General features: G+C 67.4%; 22 protein-coding genes. 14 read left to right on the top strand and 8 right to left on the bottom strand.

The window, feature by feature from the left end:
* Nucleotides 1-2: 2 nt before the first annotated feature.
* From RU01_RS17020 to RU01_RS17040, 5 genes are read right to left on the bottom strand one after another with little or no spacing between them, the layout of a single operon-like run.
* Nucleotides 3-1,934 carry an oxidoreductase gene (locus RU01_RS17020; RefSeq protein ID WP_042575763.1) on the bottom strand — a complete coding sequence of 644 codons (1,932 nt, stop codon included), beginning with the start codon at nt 1,932-1,934 and terminating at the stop codon, nt 3-5.
* Nucleotides 1,931-3,532: an MFS transporter gene (locus RU01_RS17025; protein WP_197074802.1), complete on the bottom strand. Its 1,602-nt coding sequence runs from the start codon at nt 3,530-3,532 to the stop codon at nt 1,931-1,933. Before RU01_RS17025 ends, RU01_RS17020 begins: the two co-directional genes overlap by 4 nt.
* Nucleotides 3,533-3,581: 49 nt before the next feature.
* Entirely contained in the window at nt 3,582-4,619 is a 1,038-nt protein-coding gene (locus RU01_RS17030) for an ABC transporter substrate-binding protein (protein WP_042575765.1), read from the bottom strand.
* Nucleotides 4,620-4,650: 31 nt separating this feature from the next.
* A complete protein-coding gene (locus RU01_RS17035) occupies nt 4,651-5,022 on the bottom strand; it encodes a hypothetical protein (RefSeq protein ID WP_082043193.1) in 372 nt (123 codons plus the stop codon).
* 2 nt (nt 5,023-5,024) lie between these two features.
* Nucleotides 5,025-5,417 (bottom strand): nuclear transport factor 2 family protein, encoded by a 393-nt coding sequence (locus tag RU01_RS17040; RefSeq protein ID WP_042575767.1) that lies wholly within the window; start codon nt 5,415-5,417, stop codon nt 5,025-5,027.
* 86 nt (nt 5,418-5,503) lie between these two features.
* On the opposite strand from RU01_RS17040, the gene RU01_RS17045 reads away from it, so the two are divergent.
* The 14 genes from RU01_RS17045 to RU01_RS17110 all read left to right on the top strand — a co-directional run bounded on the left by RU01_RS17045 (nt 5,504) and on the right by RU01_RS17110 (nt 18,849).
* Nucleotides 5,504-6,658 (top strand): acyl-CoA dehydrogenase family protein, encoded by a 1,155-nt coding sequence (locus RU01_RS17045; protein WP_042575768.1) that lies wholly within the window; start codon nt 5,504-5,506, stop codon nt 6,656-6,658.
* Nucleotides 6,659-6,727: 69 nt separating this feature from the next.
* On the top strand, nt 6,728-7,516 hold the full coding sequence (locus tag RU01_RS17050; RefSeq protein WP_042575769.1) for an enoyl-CoA hydratase/isomerase family protein: 789 nt from the start codon (nt 6,728-6,730) through the stop codon (nt 7,514-7,516).
* Between the two features lie 55 nt (nt 7,517-7,571).
* The gene (locus RU01_RS17055; protein WP_042575770.1) at nt 7,572-7,976 is read left to right on the top strand and encodes a Zn-ribbon domain-containing OB-fold protein; all 405 of its coding nucleotides are present in this window, start codon (nt 7,572-7,574) and stop codon (nt 7,974-7,976) included.
* On the top strand, nt 7,973-9,124 hold the full coding sequence (locus RU01_RS17060) for a thiolase family protein (RefSeq protein ID WP_042575771.1): 1,152 nt from the start codon (nt 7,973-7,975) through the stop codon (nt 9,122-9,124). The genes RU01_RS17055 and RU01_RS17060 overlap by 4 nt, the downstream gene beginning before the upstream one ends.
* A gap of 31 nt (nt 9,125-9,155) precedes the next feature.
* Nucleotides 9,156-10,364: an acyl-CoA dehydrogenase family protein gene (locus tag RU01_RS17065; protein ID WP_027504432.1), complete on the top strand. Its 1,209-nt coding sequence runs from the start codon at nt 9,156-9,158 to the stop codon at nt 10,362-10,364.
* A complete protein-coding gene (locus tag RU01_RS17070) occupies nt 10,361-11,332 on the top strand; it encodes a phosphotransferase family protein (protein WP_042575772.1) in 972 nt (323 codons plus the stop codon). Before RU01_RS17065 ends, RU01_RS17070 begins: the two co-directional genes overlap by 4 nt.
* 51 nt (nt 11,333-11,383) lie before the next feature.
* Nucleotides 11,384-12,586 carry an acyl-CoA dehydrogenase family protein gene (locus tag RU01_RS17075; protein WP_042575773.1) on the top strand — a complete coding sequence of 401 codons (1,203 nt, stop codon included), beginning with the start codon at nt 11,384-11,386 and terminating at the stop codon, nt 12,584-12,586.
* A complete protein-coding gene (locus tag RU01_RS17080) occupies nt 12,583-13,344 on the top strand; it encodes an SDR family NAD(P)-dependent oxidoreductase (protein ID WP_042575774.1) in 762 nt (253 codons plus the stop codon). Before RU01_RS17075 ends, RU01_RS17080 begins: the two co-directional genes overlap by 4 nt.
* Nucleotides 13,345-13,366: 22 nt before the next feature.
* Nucleotides 13,367-14,140, top strand: coding sequence for an SDR family NAD(P)-dependent oxidoreductase (locus tag RU01_RS17085; RefSeq protein WP_042575808.1), 774 nt, complete (start codon nt 13,367-13,369; stop codon nt 14,138-14,140).
* Nucleotides 14,140-15,234: an alcohol dehydrogenase catalytic domain-containing protein gene (locus RU01_RS17090; RefSeq protein WP_042575775.1), complete on the top strand. Its 1,095-nt coding sequence runs from the start codon at nt 14,140-14,142 to the stop codon at nt 15,232-15,234. Before RU01_RS17085 ends, RU01_RS17090 begins: the two co-directional genes overlap by 1 nt.
* Entirely contained in the window at nt 15,231-16,748 is a 1,518-nt protein-coding gene (locus RU01_RS17095) for a class I adenylate-forming enzyme family protein (RefSeq protein WP_042575776.1), read from the top strand. Before RU01_RS17090 ends, RU01_RS17095 begins: the two co-directional genes overlap by 4 nt.
* A gap of 36 nt (nt 16,749-16,784) precedes the next feature.
* Nucleotides 16,785-17,408 (top strand): TetR/AcrR family transcriptional regulator, encoded by a 624-nt coding sequence (locus RU01_RS17100; protein ID WP_042575777.1) that lies wholly within the window; start codon nt 16,785-16,787, stop codon nt 17,406-17,408.
* Nucleotides 17,409-17,500: 92 nt separating this feature from the next.
* The gene (locus RU01_RS17105; RefSeq protein WP_042575778.1) at nt 17,501-17,836 is read left to right on the top strand and encodes an EthD family reductase; all 336 of its coding nucleotides are present in this window, start codon (nt 17,501-17,503) and stop codon (nt 17,834-17,836) included.
* The gene (locus RU01_RS17110; RefSeq protein WP_231568753.1) at nt 17,833-18,849 is read left to right on the top strand and encodes an MBL fold metallo-hydrolase; all 1,017 of its coding nucleotides are present in this window, start codon (nt 17,833-17,835) and stop codon (nt 18,847-18,849) included. The genes RU01_RS17105 and RU01_RS17110 overlap by 4 nt, the downstream gene beginning before the upstream one ends.
* 3 nt (nt 18,850-18,852) lie before the next feature.
* On the opposite strand, the gene RU01_RS17115 is transcribed toward RU01_RS17110, so the two are convergent.
* The 3 genes from RU01_RS17115 to RU01_RS17125 form a co-directional block, all read right to left on the bottom strand.
* The gene (locus RU01_RS17115) at nt 18,853-19,617 is read right to left on the bottom strand and encodes an SDR family NAD(P)-dependent oxidoreductase (protein WP_042575779.1); all 765 of its coding nucleotides are present in this window, start codon (nt 19,615-19,617) and stop codon (nt 18,853-18,855) included.
* A 10-nt stretch (nt 19,618-19,627) separates the two neighbouring features.
* Nucleotides 19,628-21,286 carry an ABC transporter permease gene (locus tag RU01_RS17120; protein ID WP_042575810.1) on the bottom strand — a complete coding sequence of 553 codons (1,659 nt, stop codon included), beginning with the start codon at nt 21,284-21,286 and terminating at the stop codon, nt 19,628-19,630.
* A gap of 65 nt (nt 21,287-21,351) precedes the next feature.
* Entirely contained in the window at nt 21,352-22,518 is a 1,167-nt protein-coding gene (locus RU01_RS17125) for an ABC transporter ATP-binding protein (RefSeq protein WP_042575780.1), read from the bottom strand.

Below are 22,518 nucleotides of genomic sequence, written 5' to 3' on the forward strand. Positions count from 1 at the left end.
TTCTAGATTTCTGCGCCTGTTCGATATCCCTCTGCGATCGCGTGACCGATGCGCCGTGGTGTGACGCAATCTCCGATGACGCTGACGGTGGAGCTCGAGTCGAGTCCGAACGACGACAGTGCCACTCGCGGCTGGTGCCACACGATGGCGGCGTCCTCGTAGGGCAGGTCGCCCGTCCCGAAGACCGGGCGCAGGGTCACCGGATCTGCCGAGTCGTCGGGGACGTGAAGGGCGTGCGCGATTTTGAAGTCGACCCCTGCGTCACCCAGTCGATCGAGCAGCGGTCCTGCACTCTCGGTGGGGATTCGGGACGCGAGAGCCGTGAGCGTCGTGGCCACGGTGACCTCCCATCCACGCTGCACGAGTGCTTCGGCTGCGCTGTACGCCGGCCAGAAGCCGTCACCGTCGTCGAACACCACCACCCTGCCCGCATCGCTCGATACGCGGCCGAGCAGAACGTCGTCGACGCTGTAGGCGGTCCGCGTCCGGAGGGACGGGGTCACGTCCGCGGGACGCGATCCTGTCGCCACCACGATGTGGTCCGACGCGGAGCGAATCTCGTCCAGGTCGTCCTCGCCGATTCCGGCCGACAGGTGAACCTCGACCTTCAGCCGACGCATCTCACGTGCCAGATAGTCGACGATGTCGATGAGCGTCGCGCGATGGGGCGCCGAGGCAGCCACGCGTACGGATCCTCCGAGGGCACTGCTCTTCTCGAACACGGTGACGCGGTGGCCCCTCCCTGCGGCCACGCGAGCGGCTTCCAGGCCGGCGGGGCCGCCGCCGATCACGATGACGTCCTTCGTCGCGTGGGCTCGTCGACCGACGTCGACGTGGCGACCACGCCCGATCTCGGCATTGACCGCGCAGTGCAGATGCGGGTCGAAGGCCCTGCAGTCCTGGTTGACGCCGAGGCAGCCGCGTATCTCGTCGAGGCGACCGGTTCGGGACTTGTTCGGCAGTTCGGGGTCCGCTATCAGCGCCCGCGCCATGCCGACCATGTCCACCTGTCCGGTCTTGATGGCGTGGTCCGCAACGCCCGCATCGCGAATACGCTGTCCGACGAGAGTCGGTGTCCCGGTCGCCGATCGGACCCTCGCAGCCGACGGGATCGCGACCGCGTCCGCGCCGGTGGAATCCTTGACGTACTTCCCGCGGGTGCCGTGGGTGATGCTGAAGTAGTCGACGCCGACCGCGGCCACGTTCTCGGCGATACGAACGCAGTCGTCGATCGTCATTCCGCCGGGGATCTCCTCCTCCCCGCTCAACCTCACTCCGAGCGCGAGCCCTGCGGGCATCTCCGACCGCATCGCCTCGATCACCAAGCGGGTGAAGCGCATTCGGCCGTCGAACGAGCCGCCGAAATCGTCCGTCCGTCGGTTCGTGAGCGGGGACATGAACTGAGCGGGGAGATACCCGTGCGCAGCGTGGAGCTCCACCCCGTCGACACCTGCTCGCACCAGGTTTCGCGTCGACGTGCGCCAACCCTCGACGATATCCTCGATCTCCGCGACCGACAGTTCGTGGGGTGGGTAGGCGTCGCGCGCGGTCTTGATCGCCGAGGGCGCGGAGGGTGGCGCATCCGATTCGCCGCCGATGAACTCACGTCCGAGATGGCAGAGTTGGCCGATGAATCGTGCGTCGTGGCGATGCGCGGCAGACACTTTGGCCGCTGTGCTCGGAATGACGTCGACCCGGTAGGCCTCGATCAGCTTGCGCGATCGCAGAGTCGTCGTCGGGTGCACGACCGTGGCACCCCCGATGATCAAGCCCACCCCACCCGCGGCCAGACGCTCGACGTGCTCGGTGTCCCCGTGGGTGGGCACACCGTCGACCGCCATCGACGTGCCCGCCGGGAGTGCGACCAGTCTGTTCTTCAGCGTGAGTCCGCCGATCCGGATCGGTGAGAACAGGTGGGGAAAGTGATCGTTCATGTGGACTCGGTTCTGTCGGCGGGTGTTCTGGGGCGGACGAGAACTCGAACACGCGGTTCCTCCGCCAGGTCGAGCGCGAGGTCCGTTCGAACGAGCCGTTCCGGGACAGTGAGACGGACGGTCTCCTGGGCGGAATACTCGGACCAGTTCCGAAAGGTGCAGAATTCGACGTACGTGGAGGCGGAGTCGCTCACCCTGGTCAGCGCCCACCGCGATGCGCCGAGGCGCAGGCGCGACGACCTCAGACGAGTCATGGCGTGGACGAAGTGGTCCGCACGTTGCGGGAGGACCGCGTACGTCGTCTCGACGACGATCGTCGCTCCACGATGATGCGGTTCGAGTTCGGGAGGGCCGGCGGCACCGGACGGATCGGGCGCGATCGAATCGCTGGGCAGAATGCCTCGGCGCAGCAGTCCGATCGACGACACCGACATCGCGATGGCGGAGACTACGACCGCGGAGACGAGCCCCATCGTGTCGGCGAGAAATCCCCACAGAAGGGCACCGACTGCTTGGCTGCCCTGGAACGTCAGCATCACGACGGCGATCACTCGAGCTTTGATCCAGGGTGGCACGACCGCGTGCGTCGCGATCATCCACGTACTCTGCACGCCCACCCAGGCCGCGCCGACGATCACCAGCAGAGCGACCACGACGGGCATCCACGCCACGACGGCGATACCCAGCAGAACCAGTGCGTACGCGGCAGAGCCCAGGGCCGCGAACACGTTCCAGCTCAGGCGGCTTCGCAGAGGCATCGAGGCGATGGTGCCCGCCACCGCGCCGACACCGATCGCTCCGGACAACACTCCGAACTCGATCGTCGTCACGTGAAGCATCTCGTACGCCACGACCGGCAGCAGAGCCCACAGGCAACTCGCCGGCAGGCCGAACATCACGACACGGAACAACAACCTCCGCGTCCAACGCGAGTGACGGATGAACCGCAGACTCGTCGCCACCGATTCGAGAACCGACTCGGTCTTGGGGACTCGCCCGGACCGGGGCGGGATCTGACTGGCGGCCAGGACAACGCAGATCGCGAACACGACCGTGACGAGGCCGAAGGTCGAGGTAGCGCCCCATGCGGCCAGGAGCGCTCCGCCGAGTACCGGACCGATGGCGCGCGCACCGTTGAAGATGGCACCGTCGATCGCGGGCACGACGGTCATCATCTCGCGGGTTGCCAGCGTCGGCAGCAGCGATTGCCAGACGATCGCCACCGACGCCAGACCGCACCCCGACAGGAACACGGCCGCCATCAGAACCGGCGTCGTCGCGAGGTCGAGGGCCTGGAGCGCCGTGAGCACTGCCGACGTGATCAGTAGACCGATCGCCGTGCCGGTCAACAGAGTTCGATGGCCGGCGTGCTCCGCGACGGCGCCGAGGGGGAGAGAGAGCAGAAAGAACGGCAGGCTGGCGGCGAACTGTACGGCCGACACTGCGAACGCAGATTCTCCCGCTTGCGTCATGGTCCACTGCACCGCGAGAACCAGGATCCAGATCCCGATCGCAGCGCCGAGTTCGAAACCCAACATCATGCGTAATCGGTGCACACGCAACGGCGTCAGGAGTGTGACGGTCGGTGGTCGTGTCATGGCCCGTGCCCCTTCGCCGTCCGCCGGCATCACCGGATCAAGCCCGACGTCACCGGATGAAACGCTGTTCCCACTCCGCTTGGTACTCGGTGACCGCTGCAGGGTCGAGGTCCGCGGGGTCGGTCAGTGCGATGTCCTGTGCGCGCCCGACCGCCTCCGGGATGTTCGGCAGCACACTCGCGTACCCCTTGGACAACGCCTGCTGGCCCTCGGGGGAGATGAGGAAGTCGGCGAGAAGTTGCGCTGCATTCGGATGCGGTGCGGACGCGAGAACATGCGAGTAGTACGGGGCGCCCCACGCCGGGTCCGGCCTGAACCACCCGACGGGTGCGCCGGCCTCCTGCTCGCGCACGAGGGGTTGGACCATCGGCGTGGCGATGATCTCTCCGGACCCGAGGCCCTGCGCGACGGCCAGAACGCCGGGATAGACACGTGGCTCGTTCTGCGCGAGTTCGTCGGTGTAGTCGGGTGACCAGTTCCGGTCGAAGAACCGGAACTGATCGGTCACGGCGGCGAAGCCCGCCGGATTCACGACGCCGATACGGCCGCGCAGGTCCGGTGACAACAGATCCTGCGGACTGTCGAGACCGTCCGGCAACGCGGTGGTGTTCCAGCCGAGCCCCAGAACGGCGGCGCTGGTGAGGAAAAGCTTGTCGTTCACGACGCTGGTGTCTCGACCGTAGTCGGGGTTGTCGAACGAGGGTCCGATGATGTTCACCGAGTACTCGCCCGAGTCTGCGGCCGCGCGGATCCACGCGGGGTCGGTGGTCATGTGGACGTCACCGATCCCGCGTCCGGACTTGTGCTCCGCGTCCACGCGGGGGTTCAGCTCGACGTCGGAACCCCGCGTGAACTCCAGCATGATGCCGGGATACTTCGCTTCGAATCCGGCTTTCACCGAGGCGAGGTTCTCGGGATGTTGCGACGAGTACAGGTAGACGGATCCCTCGTCCTTCGCTGCGGCGATCACCTCGTCCCAGGTGCCCGACACCGGTCCGGACGCTGACGCCCCACCGCTGCAGGCCGCCGACAACCCGACTGCAGCTGCCGATGTCAGTGCCGCGAGCGTACGAAAACACCTTCTCATGCGGGTCTCCTGTCAGTTCTGGTCGACGGCTTCAGTCGAACGCGAGTTCCGGTGTGCGGCAGATGAGCAACCGGCGTATCGAGCCGGCCGCGTCGACCGATGCGCTCGCGTTGAAGGACGCCTCGAAGTCGCCGTCTCGCGTGGTCCGCCCCAGTACGAGTTCCACGTCGCCCACCCGGGATCCGACGTCGATGTGATGGACGAGGGTGCTCTTCTCCCGCTGGGCGAGGTAGAGAACGAGTCCTGCTCTGTCGCCGATGAATTCGGCAGACGCTCCCTCGCCACGGGAGAACTGCACGGACATCCGGAAGTCGTCCGTGATCATGGTCAGCACCCGGTCCGGATCCTCGGAGTCCATGTACGAGAACCAGGTTCGCAGGACTCCTGTCGCATCGGTCGTCATCGTCATGCTCCTGTCGGGTCGGTGGAGGTCGCGTCGGAACCGGTCCACGGCACCAGTGCGTGGTCAGGATCGAACGAGACCTGGTAGCGGTCGATCAGTCCGTTCTCGTCGAGGTGCATCGCCGCGACGAAATAGCCCGTGACGACATCGCCGTGCTCGGTGACGGCTCCCTGGGCGAACTGGACGTCGCCGTCCTGTGCGCGACGCAGCAGTCGATGTTGTCGGCCGACAGGGGGACGTCCGGTGAGGTAGTCGAGCATCGCGGCGCGACCGGTGCCGGCTCGGGCTCCCGTCGGAACGATCATCACGAAGGCGACGTTCTCCGCCAGCATGTCGGTGGCCCGCTCGAGCTCACCGCTGTCGAGGGTGGCGTAATAGGACTCGATTCGATGCATGAACCGAACTTAGTTCAAGAAAAGTCCGCACGTCCTCGATTTCGCCGATACTCTCGAAACAGAACTGAACTCGACTCAGGAGTGTTATGTCTGTAGCGATCGACGACGTCACCTACTCGCCCTGGCCGGAAGCCGAGCCCGCGGGCCTGATTCCCGGGCCGGAGCAGGCCGATCTCCGGTCCGCGATGCGCGCAGTACTCGCACGGCACAGTGGGCGAGACGAAGGGACCCCGACGGCACTGTGGCGGGCTCTCGTGGACGACATGGCCGTGACCATGCTGTCCGTTCCGGAGATCCGCGGCGGCCTCGGATACGGGATGACGGACATGGCCGTGGTCCTGGAGGAGTGCGGCCGCGCGCTCGTGTCGGAACCGGTGCTGTTCGGGGCGGGTGTCGGCGTGCACGCGCTCCTGCTTGCGCCGGCCGGAACCGTGGACGCGATGGTGTCCGGTGCCCTGGCCGGTGAGCTCCGCGTCGCGGTGCATCTGCCCGTGACGCAGGCGGGACGCGCTGCCGCGCAGGTGATCACGGCCGACCACACGGCGGACGGATGGCGTCTGAGCGGTGTCGCGACCGACATCGTTCACGGTGCGTCGGCCGACGTCGTCGTGGTCGGCGCGCACACGGCCGACGGCGCCCGAGTGTTCGCCGTACCCCTCTCCGATGCGGTGCGCGCCGTACCGCGGACGGTCATCGACCCGACGCGGCCGCGTGCCGACGTGCACCTCGACTCGGCAGCGGCGTCCGCGCTCACCGAGGTGGCAGACACGGCCTCCGCTCGCGACGACCTCGCGGCGCGAGCGACGATCGGGCTGGCGAGCGAGCACACGGGAATCGCCGACTGCATGTTGGAGATGACCGTCGAGTACGTCACCACCAGGCAGCAGTTCGGCCGACCCGTCGGCTCCTTCCAGGCCGTGAAGCACCGACTTGCCGACCTGCTCCTCTCTCTCGAACGAGCGCGATCGGCATCCCGCTTCGCAGCTGCGCTGTACGACAGCTCCCCGGACCGTGCCGCGCTCGCGGTCGCGATCGCCGGTGCCGTGTGCACGGAGGTCGCGTCCGAGTCGGTTGCCGAGGCGGTGCAGCTGCACGGTGGCGTCGGTTTCACGTGGGAGCACCAGGCGCACAGGTACTTCCGACGAGCGACCGGTGACGAGGCGCTGCTCGGCGATGCGGTGTATCACCGCCGCCGCATCGCCGACCTCATCGGACTGAACTCGCTTCGATTCGAGGCTTGACGCGCTCGACCCCATGCCGTAAAACTGAAGTGAATCCAGTTCAAGTACGACGCAGCCCAAGGAGATCCCATGATCGACACCGACCACATCCTGCTCGAGAAGGACGGCGAGGTCGCTCGCGTCTGGCTCAACCGCCCGCACAAGAAGAACGCGGTGACTCCGGAACTGCTGTACCGACTCGACGAGATCATCGCCGAGGTCGACGCCGATCCGAACCTCAAGGTTCTGGTCCTGCGCGGAGTGAACAACACCTTCTGCTCGGGGTTCGACCTCGACATCCTGCTGTCCGACTATGTCGGCAGCACCAACGCGATGGACGTCGCCGTGCTCTCGGCCAAGGTCTGTGACCGTCTGTACTCCATGAACACTCCGTCGGTCGCAGTCCTCGAGGGCTACGTCACCGCCGGTGGATTCGAACTCATGATCTCCTGCGACTTCGCCATCGCCGACGACGACGCCAAGATCGGCGACTTCCACATCCGCCGTGCACTGTTCGGCGGCGCAGGCCCCATCTACCGCCTGCCGCGCATGATCGGTATCCGCAAGACGAAGGAACTGATGCTGACCGGCAAGCTGCTCTCCGGTGTCGAGGCTGCCGACTTCGATCTCATCAACGCGTCCGCGCCGGCCGCCGAGCTGGACAAGACCGTCGAGGAGTTCATCGCGCAGCTCACCGACAAGAGCCCGTTCATGATGAAGCTGACCAAGATGACGATCGACCGCGGCCTCGACGCGGACATCCAGTCCCTCATGGTCATGGAGCATCTCGCCGTGGGCAACGCCCTGCAGTCCGAGGACGGACGAGAAGGCGTCACCGCGTTCCTCGAGAAGCGTGAGCCGAAGTGGGTCGGTCGCTGACCCTCGGCGAAACACGACGGACGAACGACGGTCGGCGGGGAGCGGAAGGAACACGATGACGAACAGTCTCGAGGCGCAGCGGGTCGTGCTGCAGGGCAGCCGATGCACCGTGTGCGGCACGGTCGCGTTCCCCGCGTCGACTCTCTGCTCACGGTGCGTCACGCCCACGGCAGAACCCGTCGACCTGAGTACGTCGGGCACCGTGTGGGCCCACACGGTGCAGCGCTTCCCGCCCAAGTCGCCGCCGTACGTGCCACCCGTGGGCGGGTTCACCCCGTTCGCGGTCGGCTGGGTCGAGTTGAGCGAAGGCATCCGGATCGAGGCGATTCTCGACACCGAGAACGTCGACGACCTGCACGGAGCCCTCGTCCACCTCACGGCCGTCGTCCCGGTTCCCCGGTTCGAGGTCGTCGAGGCCGGCCCGTCGTCTGCACCGAGCACAGTGGGAGATACCGCATGAGCGAGTCCGTGGTCATCGTCGGAGTCGGGCTGTCGAAGTTCGGACGCCAACCCGGTGTCAGTGGCCGCGCGATGGCCGTCTCGGCCATCACCGCCGCGCTCGCCGACGCGGGAATCGCCTGGCCGGACGTCGATGTGGCGTTCGGCGGCAGCGACTCCGCCGGCCTCGCCGACACGCTCGTCAGCGAGCTCGGTTTCACCGGACTGCCCTTCACCAACGTGCGGAACGGCTGCGCCACCGGCGGCAGCGCCCTGTTCTCGGCAGTCAACGCCGTACGGGCGGGATCGGCGTCGATCGGCCTGGCCGTGGGCTTCGACAAGCACCCGCGCGGTGCCTTCGATCCCACGCCCGCGGAGTGGGGTCTGTCCGAGGGGTACGGCGAGGCGGGTCTCATGGTGACCACGCAGTTCTTCGGCGCGAAGATCTCCCGGTACATGCGCCAGCACGGCATCACCGCGGACACGCTCGCACGCGTCGCCGAGAAGTCCTACCGCAACGGCGCGCTCAATCCCAATGCGTGGCGCCGCGAACCTATGTCGGCCGAGGCGATCGCCTCCGCGGACATGGTGAACGATCCCCTCACCCGCTACATGTTCTGTTCGCCCGGCGAAGGCGGTGCGGCGGTGATCGTGGCCTCACCCGAGGTGGCGGAGCGTCTGACAGGCCGGCCGATCCGGTTGCGCGCCATCACACATCGAACCCGGCGTTTCGGTTCTTTCGAGGTCTTCAGTCCGTCCGTCCAGGGCGTCGGCGAGCCCACCAGCGTCAGCGCGGATGCTGCCGCGGCCGCCTTCGAACAGGCCGAAATCTCCCCGTCGGATGTCGACGTGGCCCAGCTGCAGGACACCGAGAGCGGCGCCGAACTCATGCACATGGCCGAGTGCGGCTTCTGCGAGCACGGCGAGCAGGAGCAGTGGGTCGCCGAGGGAGCCACCGAGATCGGCGGGCGTCTACCCGTCAACACCGACGGTGGGTGCATCGCGAACGGTGAACCGATCGGCGCCTCCGGTCTGCGCCAGGTGCACGAGGTGGTCACTCAGTTGCGCGGCGAGGCCGGCGATCGTCAGGTGCCGGGCGGGCCGTCCATCGGCTTCACCCATGTCTACGGGGCACCGGGCATCAGCGCCTGCACCGTTCTGTCCGTCTGAACCAGTCCGATCCGACCAGCGAGGTCAGTCCATGAGTACCAGCACCGTGTCGTCCGACGTCCGAGCATTCACCGCCGAGGCGACGGCGTGGCTCAGCAGCGTGGCCGCACCGCGGACCAGCACGACGTGGGGCGAGGGCTCCGACTCGGTGGCCGTCTTCGAGAACTGGACGCCCGAGGAGGAACGCCGGCACACGGACGTCATCCGCGACTACGAACGGCGGAAGTTCGACGCCGGCTGGGGTCCGCTCGACTGGCCCGCGGAATACGGTGGACGAGATCTCCCGCTCTCCCACGTACTCGCCTTCCGCCGCGCGGAGGACCGGTTCGATGTCCCGCGCCGCACCGAGATGTTCTCCGTGACACAGCAATTGGTGGCACCCACGATCGAGAAATGGGGGACGCCGGATCAGCGCGCAACGTACGTGCGCGCGATGCTGCGCACCGACCTCATGGCCTGCCAACTCTTCTCGGAGACCGAGGCCGGTTCCGACCTCGCTGCAGTCCGTACGCGCGCAGTCCGTGACGACGACGGGTGGGTGCTGAACGGCCACAAGGTCTGGACGTCGGGAGCCACCGTCTCGGACATCGGAGTGGCGGTGTGCCGCACCGATTCCTCGGTCCCGAAGCACAAGGGCCTCACCGTCTTCCTGGTCCCGATGGACGCGGAGGGCGTCACCATCCGCCCCATTCGGCAGATGACGGGCGGCAGCTCGTTCAACGAGGTGTACCTCGAGAACGTGCGGCTGACCGATGCGCACCGTCTCGGGCCGGAGGGACAGGGATGGCAGGTGGCTCTCACCGTGCTGGCGGCCGAACGGCTCGATGGCGGCAACCTCGGATTGGCGAACGCCGACCGGGCAGTGGAACTGGCGCGCAATCTGGGTCGGCCCCTCACCGAGATCGAGCTGGATCAGGTTGCTGATCTCGTTGTGCACAGCCATGTTCAGCGCGTCACCGCCATGCGCGTCGCCGGCGTCGTGGTCTCCGGACGCGATCCCGGCCCCGAGGCGTCCGTCGGCAAACTGCTGGCGACCACCACGATGTCCCGGACATCAGCGGCGGTCCGCCGGATGCTGGGCTCCGATCTGGTGTCCGACACCGGTGAATGGGGCACGTTCGCCTGGACGGAACACGTCCTGGGCGCACCCGGATACCGCATCGCCGGCGGCACCGACGAGATCCAACACAACATCATCGCCGAGCGCGTTCTCGGCCTTCCCCGAGAGCCGAGGCCGTGACCACCGACGACACGACACACTCCGCACTGCAGCAGCGCGTCGCCGAGAAGCTCGAGGCCGGCGGCCTCGGATCGCTGCGCAGCTACGATCCACTCCTCGGCGGGCACTCCGGTCTGACCTACCGCGTGCGGACCGACGACGCCGAGTTGGTGGTCAAGGCCGTGCCCGCAGGGCAGCGCCCCGTCGGGCGCCACGACATGCTGCGGCAGGCGACCATCATGCGGGAACTCGCGGGTACGTCGGTGCCGGTGCCCACGATCGTGATGGTCGACGACACCGAGCCCTCCTGGTACGCCATGACATTCGTCCGCGGTGAGTCGCTCGAGCCTGTTCTGGACGATCCGGCAGTCGACCCGGAGCTGGCGGCCGCGCGCATGCGGCGTGCGGCAGCGGTTCTGCCCGAGCTGCACGCGGTCGATCACCGGGCTGTGCCCGACGCCGGTCCCACACTCACACCGGGTGACGAACTCGCCCGGTGGGCTCGCACTCTGGGCGCCGTTCCACCGGAACTGGTGGAGGGCGGAGACAGACTGCTGAGCCTCCTCGGTTCCCACGTTCCGGACGCGGTCTCGTCGACGCTGGTGCACGGTGACTACCGCCTGGGCAATCTGATCGCGGACGGTACCGAGCCGGTCGCGCTCATCGACTGGGAGATCTGGAGTGTGGGCGACCCCCGTGTCGAGCTGGGGTGGTTCCTCGTCTTCGCCGATGGCGACAACTTCCCCGGTGTCGGGCGGTCCGTCCCCGGTCTGCCGAGCGCCGACGAGTTGGTGGAGATCTACGCCGGTGGGGGACGCGACCTGCCCGATCTGCCGTGGTTCGACGCCCTGGGACGACTCAAGATGGCCGCCATCATGGGGCACAACCTGCGTCGTCACCGGGAGGGCCGTCATCACGATCCGGACCAGGAGAAGCTGCCCGCCACCATCTCTCGGCTCATCGACACCGGCACCGCCTTGCTCGCCTGAGCTCCCCGTCCTCGCTTTCACACGCTCGATCCGCCCTCCAGGAGGCCAACCGTGGACTTCTCCTACAGTGCTCGTACCGACGCGCTGCTCGAGACCCTCGAGACATTCATGACCGATCATGTTCTGCCCGCCGAGAAGGTGTACGACGCGCAGATCGCGGCGAACACGAACAAGCACGAGCAGCCGGCGGTGATGCGCGAACTGCAGGAGACCGCGCGCTCGCAGGGACTGTGGAACCTGTTCATGACGCACGACGGGCTCGGGGCCGGACTCACCAACCTCGAGTACGCCCCTCTCGCCGAGGTGGTCGGGCGCTCGATCATCGGCAACGAGGCCATCAACTGCTCCGCCCCGGACACCGGCAACATGGAGATCCTCGCCATGTTCGGTACCGAGGAGCAGAAGAAGGACTGGCTCGAGCCCCTGCTCGACTGTCGTATCCGGTCCGCGTTCGCCATGACCGAACCGGCCGTGGCCAGCTCCGACGCCACCAACATCACCTCGACGATCCGACGCGACGGTGACGAGTACGTGCTCAACGGCCGAAAGTGGTACACCTCCGGTGTTCTCGACCCGGACTGCAAGCTCATCATCTTCATGGGCAAGTCGGATCCGGACGGTCCGACCTACCGTCAGCAGAGCATGATCCTGGTTCCGGCCGACAGTCCCGGCATCGAGGTGCTGCGCGATCTCCCGATGTTCGGTTTTCACGACCGTCTCGGGCACGGCGACGTCCAGTTCACCGATGTCCGGGTGCCGGCCTCGAACATGCTCGGAGCCGAGGGCGACGGTTTCGCGATCGCGCAAGGTCGTCTCGGCCCGGGCCGGATGCACTACGCCATGCGCGCCGTCGGCATGGCCGAGCGCGCTCTGGAGATGATGTGCCGACGCTCCCTCGACCGAGTGGCCTTCGGTGCCCCGCTCGCCGATCGTGGCGTCGTCCGCGAGTGGATCGCGCGCAGTCGTATCGAGATCGACCAGATCCGACTGCTGGTCCTGAAGTCGTCCTGGATGATGGACACGCGCGGTAACGCCTCGGCGCGCTCCGAGGTCGCCGCGATCAAGGTCGCGGCGATGGAGGTGGCGCACAAGGTGGTCGACCGCGCTGTCCAGACGTTCGGAGCGGCCGGGGTCAGCGACGATTTCGTCCTGGCCCGCCTGCACGCCATCACCCGCGCCCTCCAGATCGCGGACGGACCCAGCGAGGTCCATCTCCGCACGATCGCCCGCCTCGAGACGAAGAAGTACCGATGACCGATATTCATTCCCTCACCGGCAGAGTGGCTCTCGTGACCGGTGCGAGCCGCGGACTCGGCCTCGCCATCGCTCGTGGACTGCGCGACGCGGGAGCCACCGTCGTGGTGTCCAGCCGCAAACTCGAGGCGTGCGAGGAAGCAGTCGCCTCACTCGGACCGTCGACGGTGGGCAGCGCTCACGCCCGCGCTCTGCACGTCGGTCGCTGGGACGAGATCGAACCCGCGGTCGACGCCATCGTCGACGAGTTCGGCTCACTCGATGTCGTGGTCAACAACGCCGGCATCGCACCGCTGTCCGAGAACCTCGTCGGAGTGACGGAAGGGTTGTGGGACAAAACCATCGAGGTCAATCTCAAGGGTCCGTTCAGGCTGATGGCAGTGGCCGGAGCGCGGATGGCGGCCGCCGGACGCGGGTCGATCATCAACATCTCGAGCATCGGAGCTGTTCGACCGAGCCCGCCCGAAGCCATGTACGCCGCGGCCAAGAACGGCCTCAATGCGTTGACCATGGCGTTCGCGCAGGAGTATGCGCCGCACGTGCGAGTGAACTGCGTGATGCCCGGGGGATTTGCCACGGACATGGCCGAGCACTGGGACGACGAGTTCGTCGGCAAGATCGTCGACCGGCTGCCGTCGGGACGTCTGGGTCGCCCCGAGGAGATCGCCGGTCTCGTCGTACATCTCGCGAGTGACGCCTCGTCGTACACGACGGGTGCCATCATTCCCGTCGACGGCGGCCGCACCGCGGTCTACTGAGGAGGACGTGGACGTGACGGACATGAACGACACCCCGACCCCTGCTGCCCTGTTCGATCTGACCGGTCGAACTGCGGTGGTGACCGGAGCGTCGTCCGGTCTCGGTCTCGGGTTCGCCCGTACGCTCGCCGCCGCAGGAGCCACGGTGTACGCGGCGGCACGCCGCGCGGATCGTCTGGCCGCGGTGGCGGAGACGGTCCCTGGCCTCGTTCCCGTGCGATGCGATGTGACCTCGGACGAGGACCGTCGAGCGTTGGTGGATCGGTGCCGCGAGGAGACCGGGCGCCTGGACATCCTGATCAACAATGCCGGCATGCCCGGCCCGCCGGACGCGGAACAGGAGACCGCGGAGGGCTTCTCGGCGATCCTGGAGGTCAACCTCCTCGCAGGCTTCCACCTGGCGGTGCGCGTCGCCTCGACGACGCCGGAGTCCGCTCCGGTGTCGATCGTCAACATCTCGTCCGTCGTGGGTCTCGTGTCCACCGCCCCCATCGGCGGTGCGAGTTACGCGGCATCCAAGGCCGGTGTGCTCGGGCTGACCCGCGAACTCGCCGGGCAGTGGGGGAGACGGGGTATCCGCGTGAACGCGGTGGTCCCCGGGTGGTTCGACACCGAGATGACCGACGGGCTGTTCGAGAACGAGAAGTCGGCCGGGTGGGTGCGGCGCAACACGATGCTCGGTCGCGGAGGCACCGCGGGCGAGGTGGACGGCGCAGTGCTGTTCCTCGCCTCCGATGCCTCGTCGTACGTCACCGGGCACACCCTGGTTGTCGACGGCGGCTGGACGGCGCGCTGATGCTGGCCGTGCAACTGCTCGAGTGGGGCTCCGCTCCCGAGCTGCGGGACATTCCCGTTCCCGAACCGAGGGGTGAGCAGCTGCTGCTCGAGGTCACGGCGGCCGGCCTGTGTCGCAGCGATCTGTCCGTCTGCGATGCGCCGGCAGGGCGGTTCGACTACCCGTTGCCGCTCACGCTGGGACACGAGGTGGCCGGACGCGTCGTCGCTGCCGGCCCCGATGCCGACGGCAGCACGGTGGGATCCTCCGTGGTCGTCCACGGCGTGTGGTCCTGCAGGATCTGCCGCAACTGCCGGCGAGGACGAGAGAACTATTGTCTGGCACTGCAACCGGTCGACGGCAGACTCGCCGTGATCGGGAACGGGCTCGGCGCACCCGGGGGACTGGCCGAATACATGGTGGTTCCGCACAGCGGCGTGCTGGTCGACACCGGCTCTCTGGCACCGGAACTCGCTGCGCCCCTTGCTGATGCGGGCGCCACCGTGCATCACGCCGTCAGCGGTCAGGCCGACCTCCTCGACTCGAACGCCGTGGTCGTGATCGTGGGTGTCGGCGGACTGGGTCACCTCGCCGTCAGGATGGCATCGCTGCTGGGAGCCGGCCACGTCGTGGCCGTCGATCCGCGCGACGCGGCTCGGCGATCCGCGTCGACCATGGGCGCGACCGCGGTGTATTCGTCACTGGCCGAAGCGGATTCGGCCACGAGAGATCTCGGGGGCGTGGACGTGGTGTTCGACTTCGTCGGCAGCGACGACACGATGGCCGAGGGGCTGGCGACGCTAGTACCCGGAGGGCGCCTGGTCGTGGTCGGCGGCGCGGGTGGGTCCGTGTCGGTGGCCAAGAACCGGGGGATCGCCGCCGGGTGGCAGGTCTCGGCTCCTTTCTGGGGTAGTCGCGCGGATCTGGTCGAGGTGGTGGCGCTCGCGGAGTCCGGGGCGCTGCTGCCCGAGGTGACGACGAGACCTCTCGACGAGGCGATCGACGCCTACGCGCGTCTGCGTGCCGGGGAGGACGCCGGCCGAATCGTGCTCCTACCCACCACGTCCGACGACCCCACACCAGAACGTGATGCCGGAAAGGACCACCGTCAGTGAAGACTCTCGCGCTCGAACTGCGAGACCGCGTCCGGGAACACCCCGACGCGATCGCCGTGATCGACCTGCACGGCACCCATCGACTCGCCGACGTGATGGCTGCCGCCGAACGCGGAGCCGAGCAGATGGCACAGCACGACCCCACACCTCCCACGGTGCTGATCCAGGCGGACAACACGTGGCAGACGGTGGCCACCGCACTGTCGGTCGGTTTGCTTGGAGGCGTGGTCGCCGTGCTCAGTCCGCATGCCACAGCATCCGAGTTCGTGCTCGCCGTCGAGGACGTCGACCCCGACATGGTGGTGGCCGACCTCCGCACTCTCGACCACTGGGGAGTGTCCGACCAGGACTTCCCGTCGGGGAACGGGGCCATCGGGGATCGTCATCTGCGTGCACGGCGTGGTGACCCACGAGGTGTGGCGCGATGGAACGGAGGCAGTGTCATCGCGATGACCTCCGGATCCACCGGCCGCCCGAAGTGCGTCGTCCAGTCCGAGGACGCACTGCGCTATGCCTGTTCGTGCACGAGGGACGCCGTGGGCCTGCGGCCGGGTGACGCGGTGGGCGCCTTCGTGCCCCTGTCCTCCGTCGCCGCAGCATGTTTCGGGATGTATCTCCCGCTGTTCGTGGGTGGACCCATGGTGTCGATCGGCAAGTGGTCGCCGGCGGACGCGCTCGACGCGATGGCCGCTCACGACGTCCGCTGGACGATGCTGGTGCCGACGATGGCGCTGCAGCTGTCCCTCGTCGAGAACGGAGCCGGTCGACTCGCCGGAATGCGGGCGATGACGGTCGGCGGAGGGCCGATGAACGCGGCGGCTCTCGAACGCGCCGAGCAGTTCCTGGGGACGAGATTCCTCCGAGTGTTCGGCATGTCCGAGTGTCTCGGTCACACGACCGCGGCCCCGGACGACGACTCTCGGCTCCGTCTCGGTACGGACGGACGGCCGTTCCCCGGCACGACAGTGCGGGCCGTGAGCAGTGCGGGGAAGGACGTGGGAACCGGCGAGATCGGTGACGCGCAGGTCCGGGGACCCTCGATGTTCGTCGGGTACGCACGCGGAGGACAGGTCGCGGCTCCGGCCCTGACCGACGACGGCTTCCTCCCGACCGGTGATCTCGTCGAGGTGGCGGAGGACGGCACCATCACCGTCATGGGTAGGCAGAAGCAGATCATCATCCGCGGCGGCCGCAACATCGACATCAACGAGGTCGAGGCGGCGGTGGCCGGCGTCCCCGGAATCGTGCAGGTCTGCGTGGTGCCGATCCCGGACGAGCTGCTGTCCGAGCGCGCCGGAGCCCTGGTGGTGACCGACGGTCGCGCTCTCGGTCTGGCCGAGGTGACGGACGGGTTGTCCCGACGCGGTGTGCCGCGACACAACTGGCCGGAGTACGTCTTCGCTGTGGACGATCTGCCACAGAACCGGGTCGGGAAGCTATCCCGACCCGATGCCGTCCGGATGGCAGCACGTCTCGCCGGTGTAACCGATCCGAATTCACCTCGAGACCAGTAAGGTGGTGTCGATGACGACACGTTCGGAGGTGGCAGGATGAGCGTGGGAACGACGGCACGCCGTGAGAGCCCGCGATCCAAGCGGTCTCGCATTCTCACCGTCGCCATCGAGCAGTTCGGCAGGGTGGGCTACGACCACACCAAGTGGGCGTCGGTGGCGGACGAGGTCGGTATAGGCCAGACCGCGCTCTACCACTACTTCGAATCCAAGGCGCACTGCCTGCTCACCATCATGCGCCTGGAACTGGCCGACTCCGTCGAGCGATTCGACGCTGCCACGGCCGAGCAGAGCGACCCGGAGGCTGCGCTGCGAGCCGCCGTTGCGGGAGCTCTCCAGGCCTCGCCGCTGGACGCGCTGCAGCGCCGGATCCTGCAGAACCACATGGATCTTCTGGCGACGGAGCGACAGTCGGAGAAGGAGGAGGCCGAGCGTCTCCAGTCCCGGGAGCTGGTCCAGGAGATCGAGCGCCGGTGGACGAGTCTGATCGCCAGTGGCATGGACGACGGTGTCTTCGCCGACGGAGATCCGAAGACCGTGGGTCGCCTGGTTCTCGCCCTCGTCATCAGCGTATGGCGATGGTACCGGCCGAACGGCCCGGCCACCCTCGACGAGATCGCCGAAACCGTCACCACCGCAGTGCTCAAGATGGTGCGCCCCTGACCGCTGGGCCCTGAGCCCGGGCCGGCCATTCTCGACAACCATGCTCACGTATACCGAACCGAATTCATGTTGATCACACGCTGGAGGAAGTCATGTTCGATCTGATGGTTCTCGCCGCCCGTCCGAACGACTGGACGCACGAGCAATTCATGACCTGGTGGCGAGGGGAGCACGCGGACGTGACCTACCCGCTCCCGGGCCTGCTGCGGTGGCAGCACATCGACATCGTCCACTCGATCGACGAGCGCAGCGCCGGGTGGGACGGACTGTCGATTCTGAGCTTCGCCTCTCGCGACGACCTCGAGACCGCGCTCGCCAGCCCGGAATGGAAGGTCGCAGTCGAGCACGTCGGGACCATGCGCGGGCGTCGGATGATCTGGTACGGCGACGAGCGGACCATGGTTGCCGACACGTCGACCACCTCGTGACCGCCCGGTGGTCCGATCCGGGATCCGTTCGGGTCGCGGACGGCATCCACCGGGTGCCGTTGCAGATGCCGTCCGACGGACTCCGCGCCATCAACGTCTACGCCCTGGAGACCGATCGTGGCCTGGCGCTGATCGACGGGGGATGGCGACGGCCGGGCACGTACGACGAGTTCCGCACCGCCCTGGCCGAATTCGGTCACCGACCGGACGACGTGCACGACGTGTTCGTCACCCACGTCCACCGTGACCACTACACCTTCGCCGTCGACCTCCGCCGTCGACACGGCTGCCGCATCCACCTCGGGTCGGCCGAGGCGCCGGGGATCGTCGCCATCGGCGAGCTGGCCTCCAACATGCCGACCTCGTCGTTACGGGAGCTCCGACGGGCCGGTGCCGACGACATCGCTCGAGCGGTTCGTCTGGACACCGGCGACGAGGACTTCGACTCGGACGACTGGGAGCCGCCGGATTCGTGGCTCACCGACGGAGCCCTCGACATTCCCGGTCACCGGTTGACCGCGGTGCACACACCCGGACACACCAAGGGTCACATGGTGTTCCACGATCTCGACCGAGACATCAGCTACACGGGCGACCACGTTCTGCCGACCATCACACCGTCGATCGGATTCGAACTCGGTGAGTGGGACCTGCCCCTGGGGCACTACCTGCAGTCGCTGGAAATGATGCTCGACGATCGGGACCGCACCGTGCTGCCTGCCCACGGGGACACCGGTGTCGGTCTGCACGCGCGCGTGCGCGAACTTCTCGATCACCACGCCCGTCGCTTGGCGGCGACCCGGGCGGTCGTCGCCGACATGACTCGGGCGACCGGCCGCGATGTCGCCGAACGTCTCCCGTGGACCCGTCGTGATCGCCCGTTCTCGGATCTCGGAACGTTCGATCGCATGGTCGCGGTCTGCGAGACCCTGGCCCACCTCGATCTGGACGTCCACCGGGGCGTGCTGCGTGTGGAGAACCAGGACGGCGTCGACGTGTTCGGCCTCGCCTGAGAATCAGGCGGCGGTCCAGCCACCGTCGACGTACAGCTCGGTGCCGGTCACGAAGCGCGCATCGTCACCGGCCAGGAACGCCACCGCCGCAGCGACTTCCGCACCGGACCCCAGTCGTCCCATCGGCGTGCCGGCCAGCATGGCCTCGTGACGCGGGGTGCCCTCGTACCGTGCAAGCAACGGCGGGGTCGCGATGAAGCCGGGGTGGATCGAGTTGACCCGCACCCCCAGGCGGGCCCAGTGCAGCGCCGCGTTCTTCGTCATGGTCCGCACGGCACCCTTCGCCGCGGCGTAGGCGATGCTGTTGCCCAGGCCGCCGACGCTGCCGAGGATGGAGCAGATGTTGACCACCGATCCGCCGCCCGTCCGCTCGATCATGGCGCCGGCATGCTTCATTCCCAGCCACGTACCGGTCTGACTCACCTCCACGACGCGGCGGTACTGCTCCACCGTCTCGTCGACGACAGTGGCGAGCGAGCCGATAGCGCCGTTGTTGACGACGGCGTCGAGCGTGCCGTGGCGGTTCTCCACGAGGGCGAGCGTCGCGGCCCACTGTTCCTCGTCGGTGATGTCCAGCGCACACGCCAGATGAGAAGCCGAGCGCTCCAGCGCGTGTACCGCTGCGTCGCAGGCGCTCTGGTCCACATCGGTGACGATCACGCTGGCTCCCTCGGACGCCAGCCTCGTCACGATGTCGACACCGATCCCTCCGGTGGCGCCGGTCACGAGGATCACCTTGTCGGTCAGACGGGTACTGCCTTCGGGCATGGTGGGCCTTTCAGAGCTTGCTGAGGACGTTTCGACCGCCGACGAGCATGGCGATCGCGACTCCCGTGGTGGTCACCGCGGTCATGAGCAGCGCCATCGCCGCGACGAGCGGGTACGAGCCGTTCTGCCACATGTCGTAGAGCAGGGTGCCCATGACCTGGGTCGTGGAAGCGCGGACGAGCAGCGAGGCGGCGAACTCGTGGGTCAGGAGGATGAACATCAGGGCGACTGCGCCGAAGATGGCTCCTCGCATGAGGGGCAACAGGATTCGCAGGTTGGTCACCACAGGCGAGGCGCCACTGGTCGCGGAGGCCTCGGTGTAGGTATTGCCCAAGGCGAGCATCGCCGTCATCTGCAGCCGGACCGAGAACGGCAGCATCAGCACGATGTAGACGAGGACGATCACCGTCCGGGTGCCGTAGAGGATCAGTGGAGGTTCGGTGTACGTGAGGAGGAAGCCGACGCCGAAGATGACCGCGGGGATACCCAACGGCAGAGCAGTGATGAAGTCGCCGATCATGCCGAGAATGCGGAAGCGCCGCCCACGGACCAACAGGTTGGCCATGACGTATCCGATGGGAATGCACACGGCCACCGCGGCGAGAGACGTGAGGATGCTGGTGAGCACGGACGAGACGATCGCATCATCGGAGATCAGGGCCCGGAAGTTGTCCAGCGTCAACAGATCCAGGCTCAGGGTGTCCGACCAGTACGGGGTCAGCGACACGATGACGAGTCCGACGATGGGGATCAGCAGCGCGAACAGGGCGTACACACTGATGGTGACAGCGGCCCACGTTCCGCGTCCCGAGGGCGCGGAGAACGCCTTGCCGCCGTGAGTGACGAAGCGACTCTGATTGCCCAGCAACATCTTCTGCACGAGGACCAATGCCAGCCCGAACAGGACGAGAGGTGAGCCGGCTGCAGCGGCGGCCGCGAAGTCCGACGGTGATTCCGACACCCGCCGGTACATCTCTGTGGTGAGCACCTTCACTCCGCTGTTCTGGCCGAGGAGCAGAGGTCCGGTGAACTGGCCCAGCCCGAGGAGGAACGCGATGCCGCCACCGTAGATGAGCGACGGACGGAGCAGGGGGAGAACGATGCGGAAGAACACACCCATCGAGGACGAACCGCTGATCCGAGCAGCTTCGAGGTGTTCCGAACTGATGTTGTCCATCCCCGAGGACACGAAGAGGTAGACGAACGACGTCAGGCCGAACCCGGTCAGGATCACGATCCAGGGGACTGTGTAGACATCGACGGGACCGCTCTCGAGATCGCTCCACCAGGGCAGCGCACGCAGGACCACGTTGAGGTAGCCGGGTCCCGGCGAGAGCAGGAACGCCCAGCCGACGATGTTGGCGACGGCGGGAAGCACGATGGGCAGGATCGGGATCATCCTCAGGAACCCCAGCCGCGCCGGGAGGCGGCTCGCGGCGTAGGCGAGCAGGGTGCCGAGAACGAGCGCGATGACCAGAGATCCCAGCGCCAGAATCACTGTCGTCCAGAGCGTCTGGGCAATGTCGAAACGTCCGTACTGGCTGCGGTAGCCCCGTGCTCCGTCCTCGAACGCGAGCATCTGCAGGCGCACCATGGGGAGGACGACGAGATAGGCGAGTACAGCGAGGAGGATGCCGTAACCGAGGCGGGCGCGCCAGGGGCCGGTCAGCCGTGGCCGCCGTCCGGCCGGCGGCGGTGGCGTCGTGTCGGTGTCGGGGGGTGTGAGTGTGGCGGTCACGATGCGCTCCCCACTGCTGCGGCGACGGGTGCTGCGTCAGCGGCTGTGGCGGTGGAGGGCGCCGAGGGGAACACCCGCAGCGCAGCGGGGGAGAAGGAGACGACGACGGCGTCGCCCGGCTCGGCCGCACGCAGTGCGAGGCCGTGCTCGGCGGCCGACGCGCGCAGGGTGAGCGTCTCGGCGCCGGAACGCACGGTCACGTCGAAGTGCCGGCCTCCGTACTCGTGATCGACGAGGGCGGCGTGCAGTCCGACGTGTCCGGGCGGGACCTCGGTCATGCTGCGGTGCAGGAGCAGGTCGTCCGGACGTAGCCGTGCGACCGCGGACTCGCCCTCGTCGGCGCGGTCGCGGACCACCGAGTTTCGGAGATCGATCGCGTCACCCGCGGAGGTCTGCCAGCCGTCGTGTGCTCTGCGCAGTTCGAGCTTGTTGGCCATACCGATGAAGGCCGCGACGTAGTCCGACCCGGGGTTCTCGAACACGTTCGACGGCGTGTCGAGCTGCTCGATGCGGCCGGACTTCATGATCGCGAGGCGGTCTCCGAGTGCGAAGGCCTCGGACTGGTCGTGGGTCACGAACACGGCGGTGAACCCGAGTTCGCGGTGCAGACGGTGGATCTGAGAACGGACCTGATCGCGCAGCCGGGCATCGAGGTTGCTGAGCGGCTCGTCGAAGAGGATGAGATCCGGCCGCGCCACCAGACCGCGAGCAACCGCCACACGCTGCTGTTGACCGCCACTGAGTTGAGACGGGTACCGATCGAGCAGGGCCCCGCAGTCCACCATGTCGGCCGCTGCCTCCACGGCTCCCGGCCCGAAGGACTTGGTGAGTCCGCGGACGTCGAGGGGGTACTTGATGTTGCGGCGCACCGTCATGTGCGGCCACAGGGCGTAGGACTGGAAGACCATGCCGATGTTGCGCTTGTGCGCGGGGACGTCGACTCGCTGGTCCGCGTCGAAGACCGTCCTGTCCTTGAACGAGATACGTCCGCCCTGGGGTGTCTCGAGCCCGGCGAGGCACCGCAGCGTGGTGGTCTTCCCGCAGCCACTCGGGCCGAGAAGAACAAGGAACTCGCCCTGCTCGATATCGATGTCGAGACCGTCCACGACCTTCGTGCTGCCGTACGTCTTGGTCAGTCCGGAAATGGTGAAGCGATCGGTCAT

Source organism: Rhodococcus sp. MEB064 (genome assembly GCF_000834565.1).
Classification (GTDB): domain Bacteria; phylum Actinomycetota; class Actinomycetes; order Mycobacteriales; family Mycobacteriaceae; genus Rhodococcoides.